Raw genomic sequence first — 18,567 nt, 5'->3', positions numbered from 1 at the left:
GGGCGGCGAGATGGGGGGCGCGGGGGGCGGGCACGTCGAGCAGTGCGGCGCTCGCGCCCACCAGCACCAGGGACTGCGTGAGCCCGGTCGCGGAGATCGGCAGCGCGGTCCCGCACAGGATCTCGGCGTCCCTCAGCTCGCCGGTGCGCAGCCGCTTCAGCACCAGTTCCTCGCGCCGGGCGGTGTAGGTCCCGACGAGGGCGCCGTACACGCCGAACAACAGGGTGAAGCCGACCGCGGCCGGCAGGAGCACCAGGCCGACACTCAGCCCGGCCTCCTGGACGTCCATGTCGTCCACGACGGGCCGCAGGCTGAACGGCAGCGCGAGCGGCACCAGGACGGCCGCGACGAGAGTGGCCCTGCTGCGCCCGAGCAGCGTGAACTCGGCGCGGGCCAGGGCGCCCAGCCGGCTCGCGGGGGTGGTGACCGTGCTCATGCCGAGACCTCCTCACGGGCCGCGATCCCCAGGAACGCCTCCTCCAGCGAGGCGGACCGCACATCGAGCCGCCGCAGTTCGACCCCGGCCCGCTCGGCCCACACCAGCAGCCCGGTGGCCGCCCGCTGCAACTCCCGCGTCCGCAGCCGGACGGTGTTCCCGTCGACCTCGTGCCCGCACACCCCCAGCTCCGCGAGCGCGGGCAGGTCTCCCAGGAAGTACCCGTCCGGCAGCTCGAAGGAGATCCGCGCCGGCTGGGCGGCCGTCACCTCGGCCGGGGTCCCGGTGACCGCGATCCGCCCCTCGTGGAGGATCGCCAGCCGCCCGGCGAGGTCCTCGGCCTCCTCCAGGTAGTGCGTGGTCAGCAGCACGGTCGTGCCCCGGTCGCGCAGGGCCCGCACCAACTCCCAGGTGTCCCGGCGCCCTTCGGCGTCGAGGCCGGTCGTCGGCTCGTCCAGGAACAGCACCTCCGGGTCCCCGAGCAGGGCCAGCGCCAGGTCGAGCCGCCGCCGCTCGCCCCCGGACAACTGCTTGACCCGTACGCCGGTCCGCCGGGCGAGCCCGACGAGCTCCAGCACCTCCAGCGGCGGCCGGGCCCCGCTGACGCAGCCGGCCCACATCCGCGCGGTCTCGCCGACGGTCAGCTCGGAGGGGAAGCCGCCCTCCTGGAGCATCACCCCGGTGCGCGGACGCACGGCGGCCCGCTCGGTGTACGGGTCGTGTCCGAGGACGCGGATGCGTCCGCCGGTCGGCCGGGCGAGTCCCTCCAGCAGTTCGACGGTGGAGGTCTTGCCGGCGCCGTTGGTGCCGAGCAGGGCGAAGACCTCTCCGCGGGCCACGGAGAAGCTGATTCCGCGTACGGCCTCGAACCCGCCCCCGTACACACGCCGCAGGTCGGTGACCTCAATCACGTGTTCGTGTTCGTCGGTGTTCATGAAGCCAGCGTCCCGGCGGAGGGGAGGCGGCAGCAGTGCGCGCTGTCACCACTCCGTATGACAAATGTCAGTCGGCACGGAGGGCAAGAAAAAACCCCGGTCCAGGGGACCGGGGTCTTCACTCGAGAGCGGACGACGAGGCTCGAACTCGCGACCTCAACCTTGGCAAGGTTGCGCTCTACCAACTGAGCTACGTCCGCATTGCATCCGACCGGCTCTCACCGATCGGCGCGAGCACCAGCCTACCTGATCCTCAAGGGAGTCAGACCGGCGGTGCAGAGCGGGTGACAGGAATTGCACACTGCGCCTTCCCCCTGGAAGGGGGATGTTCTACTACTGAACTACACCCGCGTGTACTCCGTGAGCTGGGCCTTTTTGGCCTCGCCCCTCGGCGTGCTCCAGACTCTAGCTGACCAGGTGGGGTGCAACGCAAGTCGGTTGTCCCGAGGGGCGGATGACCCGGTGCCGACGGGCTCCTACTGGGCCTCGGCGAACGCCTCGTAGACCTTCTTGGGGATGCGTCCGCGGGCGGGGACGTCCATCTTGTTGGCCTGGGCCCAGGCCCGGACCGCCGCCGGGTCGGGAGCGACCTCGGTCTGCTTGTACGCCTTGCCCGACCTGGACCGCTTGCGGCCGGCCTCCACGTAGGGCTCGAGCGCCTTGCGCAGTTTCTCGGCATTGGCTTGATTCAGGTCGATCTCGTACGACTTGCCGTCGAGCCCGAAGGCGATCGTTTCCGCCGCTTCCGAGCCGTCGATGTCGTCAAAGAGAGTGACCACGACCTTCTGCGCCACGAATATCGGTCCCTTCGTACGGCACGTTGCCAATTCATTTGTACAGTGCCCGACAATGCATTGTGAAGCTCGACTAAATCCTTCCGCGTGTCCCAGCGCAATAGGTATCGGGTGTCGATCTGGAATCTTTTCGCGAAATTTTCGCGACCGGCCGCGTCCACGCCGGTCAGTGATGGCCGTCACGTAGATTCCTACAACTCAACGCGCGTAGAAATTTTGTGCGGGTAGTCTGAAGGAACCTGCTCAGCACCACACCACCGGGAGTGCCAGTGGCACGCGTCGTAGTCGACGTCATGCTCAAGCCGGAGATCCTCGACCCCCAGGGCCAGGCGGTGCAGCGCGCACTGCCGCGACTGGGTTTCGAAGGCATCTCCGACGTACGTCAGGGAAAGCGATTCGAACTGGAAGTTGACGGCCCGGTCGACGAGGCCGCGCTCGCCCGCATCCACGATCTTGCGGAATCCTTCCTCGCCAACACCGTGATCGAGGACTTCACCGTCAAGGTGGAGGAAGTCGCGGAGGCCGTGAAGTGACCGCTCGTATTGGCGTCGTCACTTTCCCCGGCAGCCTCGACGACCGGGACACCCAGCGCGCGATCCGCCTCGCGGGCGCCGAACCGGTCGCCCTCTGGCACAAGGACAAGAACCTCCACCAGGTCGACGCCGTGGTGCTGTGCGGAGGCTTCTCCTACGGCGACTACCTGCGCGCCGGTGCCATCGCCCGCTTCTCGCCGGTGATGGAACCCCTCATCGAGCAGGCGAAGGCGGGCCTGCCGGTCCTCGGCATCTGCAACGGCTTCCAGATCCTCACCGAGGCGCACCTGCTGCCCGGCACGATGCTGCGCAACGACCACCTGCACTTCATCTGCCGCGACCAGAAGCTGCGGGTGGAGAACGCCGGGACCGCCTGGACCACCGACTACTCGGCCGGCCAGGAGATCCACATCCCGCTGAAGAACAACGACGGGCAGTACGTCGCCGACGAGCACACGCTCGACGAGCTGGAGGCCGAGGGCCGGGTCGCCTTCCGGTACCTCGACTTCAACCCCAACGGCTCGCAGCGGGACATCGCCGGCGTCACGAACGAGGCCGGCAACGTCGTGGGCCTGATGCCGCACCCGGAGCACGCCGTGGAGCCGCTCATCGGCACCGGCCGCACCGACGGCCTCCCCTTCTTCACCTCGATCCTCAAGAAGCTGGTCAACGCATGAGCCGGACGCCTCTGGACACGGTCGAGCACGCGGCCGCGACCCCCGACGTCGAGCTGCCCTGGGCCGAACTCGGTCTGAAGAAGGACGAGTACGAGAGGGTCGTCGAGATCCTCGGGCGCCGGCCCACCGGTGCCGAGCTCGCCATGTACTCGGTCATGTGGTCCGAGCACTGCTCGTACAAGTCGTCGAAGGTGCACCTGCGCCAGTTCGGCGAGAAGGCCCCGCAGTCCGACGCGATGCTCGTCGGCATCGGTGAGAACGCGGGCGTGGTGGACGTCGGCCAGGGCTACGCCGTGACCTTCAAGGTCGAGTCGCACAACCACCCGTCGTACGTCGAGCCCTACCAGGGCGCGGCCACCGGTGTGGGCGGCATCGTCCGCGACATCATCGCGATGGGCGCCCGCCCGGTGGCGGTGGTCGACCCCCTGCGCTTCGGCGCGGCCGACCACCCCGACACCAAGCGCGTCCTGCCGGGTGTCGTCGCCGGAATCGGCGGCTACGGCAACTGCCTGGGCCTGCCGAACATCGGCGGCGAGGTCGTCTTCGACGCCTGCTACCAGGGCAACCCGCTGGTCAACGCCGGTGCCGTCGGGGTGATGCGGCACGAGGACATCCACCTTGCGAAGGCGTCCGGCGCGGGCAACAAGGTCATCCTGTACGGGGCCCGGACCGGCGGCGACGGCATCGGCGGCGCCTCGATCCTGGCCTCCGAGACCTTCGACGACGCCAAGCCGTCGAAGCGTCCCGCGGTGCAGGTCGGCGACCCCTTCCAGGAGAAGCTGCTCATCGAGTGCACCCTGGAGGCCTTCAGGGAGAAGCTGGTCGTCGGCATCCAGGACCTCGGCGCGGCCGGCCTGTCCTGCGCCACCTCCGAGCTCGCCTCCAACGGCTCCGGCGGCATGCGCGTGGAACTGGACGACGTACCCCTGCGCGACTCGACGCTCTCGCCCGAGGAGATCCTCATGAGCGAGTCGCAGGAGCGCATGTGCGCGGTCGTGGAGCCGGAGAAGGTCGACCGGTTCCTGGAGATCTGCGACAAGTGGGACGTCATCGCCACCGTCATCGGTGAGGTCACCGACGGCGACCGGCTGGAGATCTACTGGCACGGCGGCAAGATCGTCGACGTCGACCCGCGGACGGTCGCGCACGACGGCCCGGTCTACGAGCGCCCGTACGCCCGCCCGTCCTGGCAGGACGAGCTCCAGGCGGACGACGCGAACAAGCTCCCCCGGCCCGCCTCGGGCGAGGAACTGCGGGACCAGGTCCTGAAGTTGGTGTCCTCCCCGAACCAGGCCTCCAAGAAGTGGATCACCTCGCAGTACGACCGGTTCGTGCAGGGCAACACGGTGCTGGCCCAGCCGGAGGACTCCGGCATGATCCGCATCGACGAGGAGACCGGCCTCGGTGTCGCCATCGCGACCGACGGCAACGGCCGTTACGCCAAGCTCAACCCGTACGCGGGCGCCCAGCTGGCGCTCTCGGAGGCGTACCGCAATGTCGCCACCACCGGCGCCAGGCCGCTCGCCGTCTCCGACTGCCTGAACTTCGGCTCGCCCGAGGACCCGGCCGTCATGTGGCAGTTCGCGGAGGCCATCCGCGGACTCGCCGACGCCTGCCAGCAGTTGGGCACTCCGGTCACCGGCGGCAACGTCTCCCTCTACAACCAGACCGGCGAGGTGGCCATCCACCCGACCCCGGTCGTGGCCGTGCTGGGCGTGATCGACGACGTGGCCCGCCGCACCCCGGTCGCCTTCCAGGAGGAGGGCCAGCTGCTGTACCTCCTCGGCGACACCCGTGAGGAGTTCGGCGGTTCGGCCTGGTCCCAGGTCGTCCATGACCACCTCGGCGGTCTGCCGCCCAAGGTCGACCTGGAGCGCGAGCGACTGCTGGCCGAGATCCTGATCTCCGCCAGCCGCGACGGCATGATCGACTCCGCGCACGACCTCTCCGACGGCGGCCTGATCCAGGCGGTCGTGGAGTCGGCCCTGCTCGGCGGCAAGGGCGCCCGGCTGATCGTCCCGGACGGTCTGGACGCGTTCACCCTGCTGTTCTCGGAGTCGGCCGGCCGCGCGATCGTGGCCGTCCCCCGCTCCGAGGAGGTCCGCTTCAACGACATGTGCGGCGCGCGGGGCCTGCCCGTCACCCGCATCGGTGTCGTCGACGGCGACTCGGTCGAGCTCCAGGGCGAGTTCGAGCTGTCCCTGGAGGAGCTGCGGACGGCTCACGAGGAGACGATCCCGGCCCTGCTGAAGTAGCCGGCAGCCGTACGACTCCGAAGGCCCCGCCCGCCGTCGCGCCGGGCGGGGCCTTCGTCGTGTCGTCCCCGCCGGCCACCACGCCCGCCGCCTCCGCCTGTCGCGCCGACTAGGCTCACGGCCATGCCTCCGGCCAAGAAGCGCGCCCGCGCGTACGACTCCGTCAAGATCCGCGCGGCTCTCAGGAACCAGTTCGGACACGTACGGGAGGCCGTGGGCACCCTCACCCCCGAGCAGCTCGCCCTGGGGACCCGGCTGGGGGACTGGACCGTACGGGACCTGGCCGCGCACCTCACCATGGCCGTGGAGACGGTCAGCCGGAACCTCGCCCGCGACGAACCGCCGGCCCCCGAACTCACGCTGCTGGACTGGCCCTTCGCCACCGCCGCCCGTGCCGGTGACATCGCCGACGGCACCCGGGACCTGGCCGCCGCCCACCCGGACCTCGACGCGCTGTACGCCCGTACCGAGGAGCGGTTCCTCGCGGCGCTGACCGCCCCCGGCTCCCGCGTCCTGGCTGCCCGCACCGGGGCCATGACCCTGTCCGACTACCTGGTCACCCGGACCGTCGAGCTCGTCGTCCACACCGACGACCTGAACGCCGCCGTTCCCGGTCTCGAGATCCCCTACGACCGCCAGGCGCTCGCCGCCTGCACCCGTCTCCTCGCCGACGCCCTCGCCTCCAAGGCGCCCGGCGGTTCCACCGAGGTGCGGATCCCGCCGTTCGCCGTCGTGCAGTGCGTCGAGGGGCCGAAGCACACCCGGGGCACCCCGCCGAACGTCGTCGAGACCGATCCCCTGACCTGGATCCGGCTCGCCACCGGGCGGCTGACCTGGAAGGACGCGCTCGACACGGCCAAGGTCAGCGCGAGCGGGGAACGGGCGGACCTGGGCGGGCTGCTGCCCCTGATGAAGTGAACCCTTCACGCCCCTCGTGCGTCCAAGGGGCATGAAGCGGACGACACGTGTGAAATGCGCCGCCACCCTGGCCGCCGTAGGCACCACGCTGCTGGCCGCCTGCGGCACGGAATCCGGCGCCGGAGGCGACTCGGTCAAGAGGGCCGCCGACATCACGGGCATCGACTGGCTGCCGCAGAAGGTGACCGTGGACGGCAAGGACTACGTCCTGCCGAAGGACGCCGAGACCGTCCAGGACGCCCGCATCGTCTTCAGGCCCGACGCCGACGCCTCCCGTGAGGACGGCGGCGAGTCCGGCGGCTCGGTCGGCTGCAACAGCATCGGCTCCGACGCCGAGATCGACGGCGACACCGTGCGGATCACCGACCTGGTCCGGACGCTGATCGGCTGCCCCGACCCGCTCGGGGAGTTCGAGGAACAGTTCGTCGCCGTCTTCCAGGGCACCCACAAGGCCAGGGTCACGGAGCGGAACGGGGTCAGCGCCCTGACCCTGACCAGCCCCGGCGGCGACAGCATCACCTTCCGCGAGAAGGAGCCCCTCGCTCTGAAGGGCACCCGCTGGTTCCTCGGCGAGAACGCCTACCTCACCCTCACCAAGGACGACACCGTCACCGGCAGCCTCGGCTGCAACACCTTCCACGGCAGGGCCACCGTCAAGGACGGCACCATCGAGTTCGGACGTCTGGCGACCACACGCATGATGTGTGCGGGCCCGGTGATGAAGACCGAGCGCGAACTCGCCGGAATCCTCTCCGGAAAGGTCTCCTACCAGCAGGAACACGATTCCCTGAAGATCACCAAGGCCCCCGGCAGGAGCGTTACGGCCCGGGCGGAGTAAGAAAGCCCACTCTCCACGAATTCGGACCAGTGGTCGATCTCGCCTACACTCGGAGCCGTGCCACGTGGTGACGGACGACTCAACCACGACCTGCTCCCCGGCGAGAAGGGCCCCCAGGACGCTTGTGGCGTCTTCGGTGTCTGGGCTCCGGGCGAAGAGGTCGCCAAGCTCACGTACTTCGGGCTCTACGCCCTCCAGCATCGGGGCCAGGAATCCGCGGGAATCGCGGTCAGCAACGGCTCCCAGATCCTCGTCTTCAAGGACATGGGCCTCGTGTCCCAGGTCTTCGACGAGACCTCTCTCGGTTCGCTCCAGGGTCACATCGCGGTCGGTCACGCCCGCTACTCGACCACCGGCGCCTCCGTGTGGGAGAACGCCCAGCCGACGTTCCGCGCCACCGCGCACGGTTCCATCGCGCTCGGCCACAACGGCAACCTGGTCAACACGGCCCAGCTCGCCGAGATGGTCGCCGACCTGCCCAAGCAGGAGGGGCGCAGCCCCCGGGTGGCCGCTACCAACGACACCGACCTGCTCACCGCGCTCCTCGCGGCCCAGGTCGACGAGGACGGCAAGCCCCTGACCATCGAGGAGGCGGCCCACTCCGTCCTCCCGAAGGTGCGCGGCGCGTTCTCGCTCGTCTTCATGGACGAGCACACCCTCTACGCCGCCCGCGACCCGCAGGGCATCCGCCCGCTGGTCCTCGGCCGCCTGGAGCGCGGCTGGGTCGTCGCCTCCGAGTCCGCCGCCCTCGACATCTGCGGCGCCAGCTACGTCCGCGAGATCGAGCCGGGCGAGTTCGTCGCCATCGACGAGAACGGCCTGCGCACCTCCCGGTTCGCGGAAGCGAAGCCCAAGGGCTGTGTCTTCGAGTACGTCTATCTGGCGCGCCCCGACACCGACATCGCCGGCCGGAACGTCTACCTCTCCCGCGTGGAGATGGGCCGCAAGCTCGCCAAGGAAGCGCCCGTCGAGGCCGACCTCGTCATAGCGACCCCGGAGTCCGGCACCCCGGCGGCCATCGGCTACGCCGAGGCGTCCGGCATCCCCTTCGGCGCGGGCCTGGTGAAGAACGCCTATGTCGGCCGTACGTTCATCCAGCCCTCGCAGACCATTCGCCAGCTCGGCATCCGCCTGAAGCTGAACCCGCTCAAGGAAGTCATCAAGGGCAAGCGGCTGGTCGTCGTCGACGACTCGATCGTGCGCGGCAACACCCAGCGCGCCCTGGTCCGCATGCTCCGCGAGGCGGGCGCCGCCGAGGTCCACATCCGGATCTCCTCGCCCCCCGTGAAGTGGCCCTGCTTCTTCGGCATCGACTTCGCCACGCGCGCGGAGCTCATCGCCAACGGCATGACGATCGACGAGATCGGCACCAGCCTTGGCGCCGACTCCCTCGCCTACATCTCCATCGACGGCATGATCGAGGCGACCACCATCGCCAAGCCGAACCTCTGCCGCGCCTGCTTCGACGGCGAGTACCCGATGGAGCTCCCGGACCCCGAGCTGCTCGGCAAGCAGCTCCTGGAGACCGAGCTGGCCGCCGGGCCCGCCGCCACGGCCGCCGCCGACGCGATCCGTCGCCCGTAGGCAGCCCGCCATACCTGCCGTACGACACGAAAGTTCTCTACTGCCATGTCTGAGACAACTGGTGCCAGCTACGCAGCCGCGGGCGTCGACATCGAGGCGGGCGACCGCGCCGTAGAACTCATGAAGGAGTGGGTGAAGAAGACCCAGCGCCCCGAGGTCCTCGGCGGCCTCGGCGGTTTCGCCGGCCTCTTCGACGCCTCCGCCCTCAAGCGCTACGAGCGTCCCCTGCTCGCCTCCGCCACCGACGGCGTGGGCACCAAGGTCGACATCGCGCGCCAGTTGGGCGTCTACGACACGATCGGCCACGACCTGGTCGCGATGGTCATGGACGACATCGTGGTGTGCGGCGCCGAGCCGCTGTTCATGACCGACTACATCTGCGTCGGCAAGGTCCACCCCGAGCGGGTCGCCGCGATCGTCAAGGGCATCGCCGAGGGCTGTGTGCTCGCGGGCTGCGCCCTGGTGGGCGGTGAGACGGCCGAGCACCCCGGTCTACTTGGCCAGGACGACTTCGACGTCGCCGGCGCCGGTACGGGCGTCGTGGAGGCCGACCGGCTGCTCGGCGCGGATCGCATCCGTAAGGGTGACGCGGTCATCGCCATGGCGGCCTCGGGTCTTCACTCGAACGGGTACTCGCTCGTGCGGCACGTACTCCTGAACGAGGCGGGCCTCGCCCTGGACGCCCGGATCAACGAGCTGGGCCGCACCCTCGGCGAGGAGCTCCTGGAGCCCACCAAGATCTACTCGCTGGACTGCCTGGCCCTGATCCGCACGGCCGAGGTGCACGCCTTCTCGCACGTCACCGGCGGCGGTCTGGCGGCCAACCTGGCCCGGGTCATCCCGGACGGCCTGCACGCCGTCGTGGACCGCACCACCTGGACCCCGGCGCCGATCTTCGACCTCGTCGGGAAGACGGGTCAGGTCGAGCGCCTGGAGCTGGAGAAGACCCTGAACATGGGCGTCGGCATGATCGCGGTCGTCCCCGGGGAGTCGGCGGACGTCGCCCTGGCCACCCTGGCCGACCGCGGGGTCGAGGCCTGGGTCGCGGGCGAGATCACGGACCGCGGCGAGCACGCCACGGGCGCCGAGCTCGTGGGCGACTACGCCTAGGACCGACAGCGCCGGGGGGCCGACAGGCAGCGCAAAACCCGGTCCGGTGGTGTGGACCACCCCGGACCGGGTTACGCACAGCTAGGTCGTCAAGCTCCGCGGCGTTGAGACGCAGGACCGGACTCGTCGTCCTCGTCCTCGTCGTCGTTGTAGAGATCCGCGTACTGGGCGTACGGGTCGTCTTCCTCGTCGTCCTCGAACGGCTCGCCATTCGGCGGCTGGCTCGAAGTCGAAGCGCCCAGCTCATTGGCCAGACGCGACAGATCAGTCCCGCCGCTGCTGTACTTCAGCTGGCGGGCGACCTTCGTCTGCTTGGCCTTTGCCCGGCCGCGCCCCATGGCTCGACCCCCTCGGATACGGGGCTCGGTGGCCCCAGAGTCTTGACACGCGTTCATGATCTGGAACGGTCTCTCCTCGGAGAGACCGGTCCGTAGGGCTTCCACGGTACCTGAGCCCACGCCCATACGGTACGTCGCCCGCACCCCGGGCCCGGCCCCAGGACCCTCGGGGAGCCCCGTCCCCGCTGGTCAACCGCGATTTTAACCACTTCTTCGCGGCCGACCCGCCGACGAACGTGAGAGTTCTCTCTAAGTGTGCGCCGACGGGTACCGGTCAAACGTCAGTGCGCCCTCTTCACGGCCGCCTCGTGCATCCGCTGCTCGGCGATCCGGTCGGCCGCGGCGGCCGGCGGAATCCCGTCTTCCTTCGCACGTGCGAATATGGCGAGCGTGGTGTCGTAGATCTTCGCGGCCTTCGCCTTGCACCGCTCGAAGTCGAACCCGTGCAGTTCGTCGGCGACCTGGATGACCCCGCCGGCGTTCACCACGTAGTCCGGCGCGTAGAGGATCCCGCGGTCGGCGAGGTCCTTCTCGACGCCCGGGTGGGCGAGCTGGTTGTTGGCGGCGCCGCACACGATCCGCGCGGTCAGCGCGGGCACGGTGTCGTCGTCGAGGGCCCCGCCGAGCGCGCAGGGGGCGTAGATGTCGAGGCCCTCGGCGCGGATGAGGGTGGCGGTGTCCGCGACGGCCGTGACGCCCGTCGGGTGCGCGGCGAGGATCCGGCCCACGGCCTCCTCGCGCACGTCCGTGACCAGGACCTCGGCGCCCTCGGCCCGCAGGTGCTCGACCAGGTGGTGCCCGACCTTGCCGACGCCCGCGACACCGACCCTGCGGCCGGTGAGCGAGGGGTCGCCCCACAGGTGCGCGGCGCTGGCCCGCATGCCCTGGTAGACGCCGAAGGCGGTGAGGACGGAGGAGTCGCCGGCGCCGCCGTTCTCCGGGGAGCGGCCGGTCGTCCAGCGGCACTCCCGGGCGACGACGTCCATGTCGGCGACGTACGTGCCGACATCGCAGGCGGTGACGTAGCGGCCGCCGAGCGAGGCCACGAAACGGCCGTACGCGAGGAGCAGTTCCTCGCTCTTGTCGCGCTCGGGGTCGCCGATGATCACGGCCTTGCCGCCGCCGTGGTCCAGCCCGGCCATGGCGTTCTTGTACGACATCCCGCGCGCGAGGTTCAGCGCGTCGGCGACGGCCTCCTGCTCGCTCGCGTACGGGTAGAAGCGCGTCCCGCCGAGGGCGGGGCCGAGCGCGGTGGAGTGGAGGGCGATGACGGCCTTGAGGCCGCTCCTGCGGTCCTGGCAGAGCACGACCTGCTCATGACCGCCCTGGTCCGAGTGGAAGAGGGTGTGCAGCACATCGGCTGGGGCGCCGGTTACGTCGGTCACTGTGGTGACTCCTGGGTCCAATGCGGCGATGGGACACAGGCGCCCGTAAGGGTGGCGGGGCCTGTGGGCACGAGATTAGAGCCTGTGGCGGCCCCTGACCGTGCAGTGCTCAGGATCACTCTCCCCGGGGGTGCCGGCGTGCGACGATTTGCATAGTTTTCCCGCGCGTTTGTGTGCGGGTTTCGCAGGTTTTCCCGGCAGGCGGCGGGGGAGAGAGCAGGCGTGCCCAAGGTGTCCTCGGTGATCGTCCCGTACGCGACCTATCTGCGCGTGTACGAACCGCTGGCCGCCTTCCCCGAGCCCGAGCGCACCCACTGGGCCCGCTACGCCCGCCGCCCGGACCGGCCCTCGTACCAGGACGAGCTGCGCCGCTCCCTGGCCGACCTGCTGCCCACCCCGCCCGTCCCGGTGCCGGTGCACGAGAGCAGCGACGCGTTCGTGCTCGAGGTGGACGGCGTGGTGTGCGTGTGCCCCTGGCGGACCCGGCTGCGCGGCTGGCTGGCACTGGAGGAGCTCGGCGAGGAGCTGCCGGGGCCGGTCCTGGACGCGGTGCTTCCCGAGGTCGTACGCCGCCAGACCGCCCAGGACTACGAGCGCTGGCTCGCCCGCAACCCGGACGCCCGGCCCTGGATCCGCACCGCGACCTGGCAGGTGCCGCTGAACTGGTTCGTGCTCGTCTCCGACGAGGAGCGGCGGTTCGACAAGGGGTCCGGCGAGATCCCGCCGATGCTGCGCTACCGCACGCCCATGGTGCAGGCCCGGCGGCGCGTGGCGCGGGCGCTGAGGGCCCTCAAGGACGCCGTCGACGAGGGGCCGCTCATCGACGGCCTGATCGATGTCGGGCGCTGGCTGGAGGAGTTCCACCCGCGCTCGCTGGTCGAGCTCGACTACGGCGGTCTGGTGCATGTGCTGCCGCCGGGCGAGCTGGAGGACGACCACTCGGCGGCCGACGTGGCCGAGGGCATCGAGGCGCTCCGGCACGGTGACGGGGTCGCGGCGGGCGAGGCCTACGGGCGGCTCGTGGAGCGCTGGCGGGCCGTCAGGGACCGTCGTTCGGCGAACTGAGTGTGCGCCATGTCACGAACAGGCGTTTGACCTGACGCCCGTTTTGGGGTTTCGTCCTCGCTCAAGGTGTTCACCATCCCCTGATGTCTCACCGATAAGGGACGTAGGTTCCGATCCGGGCGTACGCCTCACGGAGTGTCAAGCGTGACGGACCGCACGTACCCGGCTCTTGCATCTCTTGCCCCTCCTCATGCCAAAATAGGACAAGGGGCCCGGGGGAGGTTCCGCTTTGGGGGGTCTGGTGACTCCTGATCGCCCTGTGACTGATCGTCACAGTGGCGTGACTGTCCGCTATGGCATGGTCCATCGGCTTCCGTCGCCGATGAACACCTGGGGGGCAATTCCATCGGTTTGGCCGACGCGGCTGGACAGATGGTGTAGTTGTAGTGCCGAGGACAAGCCGTTCGTCCTATAACCGACTCGACCCGCATCCGCCATTTCGGGCAACGCGGGTCAAGGTGCAGAATTTAGAGGAAAGAACCGAGAAGGTTCGGTTCTCCCGAGGAGGCCGCTCATGACCGCTCGCACCCCTGATGCCGAGCCGCTGCTGACCCCGGCTGAGGTCGCCACGATGTTCCGCGTGGACCCGAAGACGGTCACGCGGTGGGCGAAGGCCGGCAAGCTCACGTCGATCCGCACGCTCGGCGGGCACCGCCGTTACCGCGAGGCTGAGGTCCGCGCTCTGCTCGCGGGCATCCCGCAGCAGCGCAGCGAGGCCTGACAACTGAATAACCGGGCACACCGGTCGGCCCCCCAGTCGACCGCGACGCCCGAACCCTGGCTCCAAGCGACGCGGGTCCTGCCCCAACAGGGCCCATTCTCAACCTCGTCGTCGATCGCGCTGGACTCCGCCGAGTCCAGCGCGATCTTTTTTGTGCGCGGACCGTGGGCGGCCGGTGGCCCTGTGAGCGGGCTTGTCGGAGTCTGGGGAGGGGTGTCGGATCTCCTGTGAGGCAGCCTCTGACCGACGTGCTGTCAGAGGTGCAATTGCACATATTAAATTGACCTGTTGTAGGAGAGGGGTAAGTTTCACGGTTTCAAAAACTCATGCGGTGACTCCCGTCACATGCCAGAGTCCTTGTTACCGTCGCGCCCGGTGCGCTAGAGGGCGTCAGGCCGGAGATGGGGTCTCGTCCTCCACGGTCTCCTCCGGGGGAGCGTCGGCCGCCGGGGCGGAGTCCATCGCCAGCCGCAACAGGCGGTGGCAGATCGGGCAGTGGCGGGTCACATGCCGATACGACGACGCGGCCGACAGATGCGCGCGGAGCAACGCCCGCGTCTCGTGCCTGACCGATGCCGCCATACGCCACCTCCGGGCTCCGTCGGGAACGGGGGCCTGGTTTCTGGGTACCGGTGCTTCGAGACGCCGTCAAGACGGCGTGAGGCCCCGCGGAGCCCCCACACCCCGCCTGACCACCCGTCACGCCTCACACGCCACGTGGGCCCCTTGGATGCGCCGGGTGACACCTGAGGGCGCGGGGGCGCACTACCTGGCAGGCGCACCACTGACGGACCCCCTGGCCGCGACAGCACGAAGAAGGCCCGCGTCCCGTTGCCGGGATGCGGGCCTTCTCTTCTATGCGGTCCTGACGGGATTTGAACCCGCGGCCTCCACCTTGACAGGGTGGCGAGCACTCCAAACTGCTCCACAGGACCAGGTTTCGCGGCGCTTATTGCTGCGTTGCGCTGCGAGAAGGACTGTACAGGAGCAGGGACGTCCTGGTCGAACTCACCCTCCGTGCAGGGGTCGTCACGGGGCCAGGGTGTCGATCGCCTTCACGATCCGCTTGTCGGAGATGGGGTACGCCGTGCCCAGCGCGTGGGCGAAATAGCTGACCCTGAGCTCCTCGATCATCCAGCGGACGTCCAGGACCTGCTGGGGCACGGGCCGGCCCCGCGGGAGCTGTTCCAGGAGCCAGGCGTACTCGTCCTGCATCTCGTGGACCTTCTCCATGCGGGTCGTGTCCCGCTGGACGTTCGTCGGCATCTGCTGGATCCGGCGGTCCGCCGCGACCAGGTAGCGCATGAGGTCCGGGAGGCGGCGCAGGCCCGTCGCCGTCACGAACCCAGGCTTCACCAGCGCGTCCAACTGCGCCCGTACGTCCGCCAGGTTCGCCAGCAGCGCCGGGCTCCGTACGGCCTTCAGGCGCCGTTCACAGGCCTGCCAGGCGGCGAGCACCTGCTGCACCTGCCCGACCGTACGGACCGTGGTGTCGACGATCTCGGCGCGCACCTTCTCGTACAGCTTCCGGTACGACTCCTCGTCCCACGCCGGTCCACCGAAGTCCCCGATCAGCTTGTCCGCGGCCGCCGTCGCGCAGTCGTCGAACAGCGCCTGGATCGAGCCGTGCGGGTTCGCCGACAGGGCCAGCTTCTGGGGGTTGGTCAGCTTCTCGGATGCGAACTTCGCCGGGCTCACCGGGATGTTGCGCACGATCAGCCGTCGCGTGCCCTTCCACATCGCCTCGGCCTGCTCGGCCTCGGTGTCGAAGAGGCGGACGGAGACGGTGTCGCCGTCGTCGACCAGCGCCGGGTACGCCTTCACCGGCTGGCCCGCGCGACGGGTCTCGAAGACGCGCGTGAGGGTGCCGATCGTCCAGTCCGTCAGGCCCTTGCGCTCCAGGGACTCGCCGCCCTCGCGGGACGCGGTCGCTGCCGCCGCCTGCGAGAGCGCCTGGCGCGCCTTCGGCCGCAGTTTCAGGCGCAGCGCCTCTAGGTCCTTGTCCTCGGCCAGCTTGCGGCGCCGCTCGTCGACGATCCGGAAGGTGATCCGCAGGTGCTCCGGGATTCTCGACCAGTCGAAGTCGTCGGCCTCGAAGGGGACCCCGACCATGCGCTTGAGCTCGCGGGCCATGGTCGTCGTCAACGGCTCCTGCAAGGGGACGGCCGTGTCCAGGAACCGCTTCGCGAAGTTCGGGGCCGGCACGTAGTTGCGGCGGATCGGCTTGGGCAGGGAACGGATCAGCTCCGTCACCAACTCCTCGCGCAGGCCCGGGATCTGCCAGTCGAAACCCTCGTCCTTCACCTGGTTCAGGACCTGGAGCGGGATGTGGACCGTCACACCGTCCGCGTCCGCGCCCGGCTCGAACTGGTAGGTCACCCGGAACTTCAGCGGCCCCTGGCGCCACGAGTCGGGGTAGTCGGCCTTGGTGACCGCCTCCGCCGACTCCCGGATGAGCATCTCCCGCTCGAAGTCCAGGAACTCCGGCTCCTCGTGCCGCTTCCGCTTCCACCACGAGTCGAAGTGGGCACCGGACACCACGTGTTCGGGCACCCGTTGGTCGTAGAAGTCGAAGAGCGTGTCGTCGTCGACCACGATGTCCCGGCGCCGGGCGCGGTGTTCGAGCTCCTCTACCTCGCTCAGCAGCTTGCGGTTGTCGGCGAAGAACTTGTGGTGGGTGCGCCAGTCCCCCTCGACGAGCGCGTTGCGGATGAAAAGCTCGCGGCTCGACTCGGGGTCGATACGGCCGTAGTTGACCTTCCGCTGGGCGACGATCGGCACGCCGTACAGCGTGACCTTCTCGTACGCCATGACCGCGGCATGGTCCTTCTCCCAGTGGGGTTCGGAGTACGTCCGCTTCAGCAGATGTTCCGCGAGCGGCTCGACCCACTCCGGCTCGATCTTCGCGTTGACGCGGGCCCACAGGCGCGAGGTCTCCACGAGCTCCGCCGACATGACGAACCGCGGCTGCTTCTTGAAGAGGGCCGAGCCCGGGAAGATCGCGAACTTGGCGTTGCGGGCGCCCAGGTACTCGTTCTTGTTGCCGTCCTTCACGTCCTTCATGCCGATGTGCGAGAGCAGACCGGCGAGGAGGGAGACGTGGACGGACTGGTCGGGCGCGTCGTCCTCGTTGAGGTGGATGCCCATCTGCTTGGCGACGGTCCGCAACTGCGTGTAGATGTCCTGCCATTCGCGGATGCGCAGGAAGTTGAGGTACTCCTGCTTGCACATCCGGCGGAAGGACGACGAGCCGCGTTCCTTCTGCTGCTCGCGGACGTACCGCCACAGGTTGAGGTAGGCGAGGAAGTCGCTGGTCTCGTCCTTGAAGCGGGCGTGCTGCTGGTCGGCCTGGGTCTGCTTGTCGGCCGGGCGCTCGCGCGGGTCCTGGATGGAGAGCGCGGCGGCTATGACCATGACCTCGCGGACACAGCCGTTCTTGTCGGCCTCCAGGACCATGCGCGCGAGGCGCGGGTCGACGGGCAGCTGGGCGAGCTTGCGGCCGGTGTCCGTGAGCCGCTTGCGTACGTCCTTCTGGGCCGGGTCCAACGCGCCCAGTTCCTGGAGGAGTTGGACGCCGTCACGGATGTTGCGGTGGTCCGGCGGGTCGATGAAGGGGAACTTCTCGATGTCGCCGAGGCCGGCCGCGGTCATCTGGAGGATGACGGAGGCGAGGTTCGTCCGCAGGATCTCGGCGTCCGTGAACTCCGGGCGGGCGTTGAAGTCCTCCTCGCTGTACAGCCGGATGCAGATGCCGTCGGAGGTACGGCCGCAGCGGCCCTTGCGTTGGTTTGCGCTGGCCTGCGAGACCGGCTCGATGGGCAGCCGCTGCACCTTGGTGCGGTGGCTGTAGCGAGAGATGCGGGCGAACCCGGGGTCGATGACGTACTTGATGCCGGGGACGGTCAGAGAGGTCTCGGCGACGTTGGTCGCCAGAACGATCCTGCGCCCGGTGTGCGGCTGGAAGACGCGGTGCTGCTCGGCGTGCGAGAGCCGGGCGTACAGCGGCAGGACCTCGGTGAAGCGGTAGTTCTTCTTCACCAGCGCGTCCGCGGTGTCGCGGATCTCCCGCTCGCCGGAGAGGAAGACGAGGATGTCGCCCTTGCCCTCGCCCTGGAGCTCCTCGACGGCGTCGCAGATCGCGGTGATCTGGTCGCGGTCGGAGTCGTCCGAGTCCTCTTCGAGGAGCGGCCGGTAGCGGACCTCCACCGGATAGGTGCGGCCGCTGACCTCGACGATCGGGGCGTCCCCGAAGTGCCGGGAGAAGCGCTCGGGGTCGATGGTGGCCGAGGTGATGACGACCTTGAGGTCGGGACGCTTCGGCAGCAGCTGGGCCAGGTACCCGAGCAGGAAGTCGATGTTGAGGGACCGCTCGTGGGCCTCGTCGATGATGATCGTGTCGTAGGCGCGCAGCTCGCGGTCGGTCTGGATCTCGGCGAGCAGGATGCCGTCCGTCATCAGCTTCACGAAGGTCGCGTCCGGGTTCACCTGGTCGGTGAAGCGCACCTTCCAGCCGACGGCCTCGCCCAGCGGGGTGTCCAGCTCCTCGGCGACCCGCTCGGCGACGGTACGGGCGGCGATCCGGCGGGGCTGGGTGTGCCCGATCATGCCCTTGACGCCCCGGCCGAGCTCCAGGCAGATCTTCGGGATCTGGGTGGTCTTGCCGGAGCCGGTCTCACCGGCGACGATCACGACCTGGTGATCGCGGATGGCGGCCGCGATCTCGTCCTTCTTCTGGCTGACCGGGAGCTGCTCGGGATACGACACGGCGGGCACCCGCGCCCGGCGCGCACCCATCCGCTCCTCGCCCCGGCCGATCTCCGTCTCGATCTCGGTCAGCACGGCGGCCCGGGCCTCCGGCTTGCGGATCTTGCGCGCGCCTTCGAGCCTGCGCCCGAGCCGGTGCGCATCGCGCAGGGACAGCTCGGTCAGGCGGGCGGCGAGGTCCCCGAAGGCCGGGGCGAGGAGCGGATGGGTGCGC

At 69.4% G+C, this 18,567-nt stretch carries 15 protein-coding genes, 3 tRNA genes and 1 pseudogene; 9 read left to right on the top strand and 10 right to left on the bottom strand.

Annotated features, from left to right (window positions below; all coding sequences use genetic code 11):
• The 5 genes and pseudogenes from AOJ26_RS18805 to AOJ26_RS18785 all read right to left on the bottom strand — a co-directional run.
• Nucleotides 1–436: pseudogene (locus AOJ26_RS18805) on the bottom strand (ABC transporter permease); the annotation flags it as partial.
• Nucleotides 433–1,371 carry an ABC transporter ATP-binding protein gene (locus AOJ26_RS18800; protein ID WP_053849475.1) on the bottom strand — a complete coding sequence of 313 codons (939 nt, stop codon included), beginning with the start codon at nucleotides 1,369–1,371 and terminating at the stop codon, nucleotides 433–435. The pseudogene AOJ26_RS18805 and the gene AOJ26_RS18800, both read right to left, overlap by 4 nt.
• Nucleotides 1,372–1,498: 127 nt before the next feature.
• A tRNA-Gly gene (locus AOJ26_RS18795) sits at nucleotides 1,499–1,571 on the bottom strand.
• Nucleotides 1,572–1,650: 79 nt separating this feature from the next.
• Nucleotides 1,651–1,722 (bottom strand) — tRNA-Gly (locus AOJ26_RS18790).
• Nucleotides 1,723–1,847: 125 nt separating this feature from the next.
• Complete coding sequence (locus tag AOJ26_RS18785) at nucleotides 1,848–2,165, bottom strand: histone-like nucleoid-structuring protein Lsr2 (protein WP_053849474.1); 318 nt, start codon at nucleotides 2,163–2,165, stop codon at nucleotides 1,848–1,850.
• A 269-nt stretch (nucleotides 2,166–2,434) separates the two neighbouring features.
• On the opposite strand from AOJ26_RS18785, the gene purS reads away from it, so the two are divergent.
• From purS to purM, 7 genes are all read left to right on the top strand, one after another.
• Nucleotides 2,435–2,698, top strand: a complete 264-nt coding sequence (purS, locus tag AOJ26_RS18780) for a phosphoribosylformylglycinamidine synthase subunit PurS (RefSeq protein WP_003999970.1) — start codon at nucleotides 2,435–2,437, stop codon at nucleotides 2,696–2,698.
• Complete coding sequence (gene purQ, locus AOJ26_RS18775) at nucleotides 2,695–3,375, top strand: phosphoribosylformylglycinamidine synthase subunit PurQ (RefSeq protein WP_053849473.1); 681 nt, start codon at nucleotides 2,695–2,697, stop codon at nucleotides 3,373–3,375. The genes purS and purQ overlap by 4 nt, the downstream gene beginning before the upstream one ends.
• Nucleotides 3,372–5,630: a phosphoribosylformylglycinamidine synthase subunit PurL gene (gene purL, locus AOJ26_RS18770; protein WP_053849472.1), complete on the top strand. Its 2,259-nt coding sequence runs from the start codon at nucleotides 3,372–3,374 to the stop codon at nucleotides 5,628–5,630. The genes purQ and purL overlap by 4 nt, the downstream gene beginning before the upstream one ends.
• 123 nt (nucleotides 5,631–5,753) lie before the next feature.
• Nucleotides 5,754–6,548 carry a maleylpyruvate isomerase family mycothiol-dependent enzyme gene (locus AOJ26_RS18765; protein ID WP_053849471.1) on the top strand — a complete coding sequence of 265 codons (795 nt, stop codon included), beginning with the start codon at nucleotides 5,754–5,756 and terminating at the stop codon, nucleotides 6,546–6,548.
• 31 nt (nucleotides 6,549–6,579) lie between these two features.
• Nucleotides 6,580–7,386, top strand: a complete 807-nt coding sequence (locus AOJ26_RS18760) for an META domain-containing protein (RefSeq protein WP_053849470.1) — start codon at nucleotides 6,580–6,582, stop codon at nucleotides 7,384–7,386.
• Between the two features lie 57 nt (nucleotides 7,387–7,443).
• A complete protein-coding gene (gene purF, locus AOJ26_RS18755; protein ID WP_053849469.1) occupies nucleotides 7,444–8,970 on the top strand; it encodes an amidophosphoribosyltransferase in 1,527 nt (508 codons plus the stop codon).
• Nucleotides 8,971–9,015: 45 nt separating this feature from the next.
• Entirely contained in the window at nucleotides 9,016–10,080 is a 1,065-nt protein-coding gene (gene purM, locus AOJ26_RS18750; protein ID WP_053849468.1) for a phosphoribosylformylglycinamidine cyclo-ligase, read from the top strand.
• 89 nt (nucleotides 10,081–10,169) lie between these two features.
• On the opposite strand, the gene AOJ26_RS18745 is transcribed toward purM, so the two are convergent.
• Together AOJ26_RS18745 and AOJ26_RS18740 are read right to left on the bottom strand one after the other, a co-directional pair.
• Nucleotides 10,170–10,418 (bottom strand): DUF3073 domain-containing protein, encoded by a 249-nt coding sequence (locus AOJ26_RS18745; RefSeq protein WP_053849467.1) that lies wholly within the window; start codon nucleotides 10,416–10,418, stop codon nucleotides 10,170–10,172.
• Between the two features lie 281 nt (nucleotides 10,419–10,699).
• The gene (locus AOJ26_RS18740; RefSeq protein WP_053849466.1) at nucleotides 10,700–11,803 is read right to left on the bottom strand and encodes a Leu/Phe/Val dehydrogenase; all 1,104 of its coding nucleotides are present in this window, start codon (nucleotides 11,801–11,803) and stop codon (nucleotides 10,700–10,702) included.
• A gap of 222 nt (nucleotides 11,804–12,025) precedes the next feature.
• Between AOJ26_RS18740 and AOJ26_RS18735 the strand changes: the two genes are divergently transcribed.
• Both AOJ26_RS18735 and bldC read left to right on the top strand, forming a co-directional pair.
• Entirely contained in the window at nucleotides 12,026–12,868 is an 843-nt protein-coding gene (locus tag AOJ26_RS18735; RefSeq protein ID WP_053849465.1) for a hypothetical protein, read from the top strand.
• Between the two features lie 514 nt (nucleotides 12,869–13,382).
• A complete protein-coding gene (gene bldC / locus AOJ26_RS18730) occupies nucleotides 13,383–13,589 on the top strand; it encodes a developmental transcriptional regulator BldC (RefSeq protein WP_003949541.1) in 207 nt (68 codons plus the stop codon).
• 390 nt (nucleotides 13,590–13,979) lie between these two features.
• Here bldC and AOJ26_RS18725 read toward each other — a convergent pair whose 3' ends face one another.
• The 3 genes from AOJ26_RS18725 to hrpA form a co-directional block, all read right to left on the bottom strand.
• A complete protein-coding gene (locus AOJ26_RS18725; RefSeq protein ID WP_053849464.1) occupies nucleotides 13,980–14,171 on the bottom strand; it encodes a DUF6274 family protein in 192 nt (63 codons plus the stop codon).
• A 278-nt stretch (nucleotides 14,172–14,449) separates the two neighbouring features.
• Nucleotides 14,450–14,524: transfer RNA gene (locus tag AOJ26_RS18720), tRNA-Asp, on the bottom strand.
• Between the two features lie 94 nt (nucleotides 14,525–14,618).
• Nucleotides 14,619–18,567, bottom strand: a 3,949-nt coding sequence (hrpA, locus tag AOJ26_RS18715) for an ATP-dependent RNA helicase HrpA (RefSeq protein ID WP_053849463.1), incomplete at its 5' end; no start/stop codon positions are given.

This window comes from Streptomyces sp. NRRL B-24085 (genome assembly GCF_001282115.1).
In the GTDB taxonomy this organism is placed as follows: Bacteria; Actinomycetota; Actinomycetes; order Streptomycetales; family Streptomycetaceae; genus Streptomyces.
This window is presented reverse-complemented; position numbering and strand designations above follow the sequence as displayed.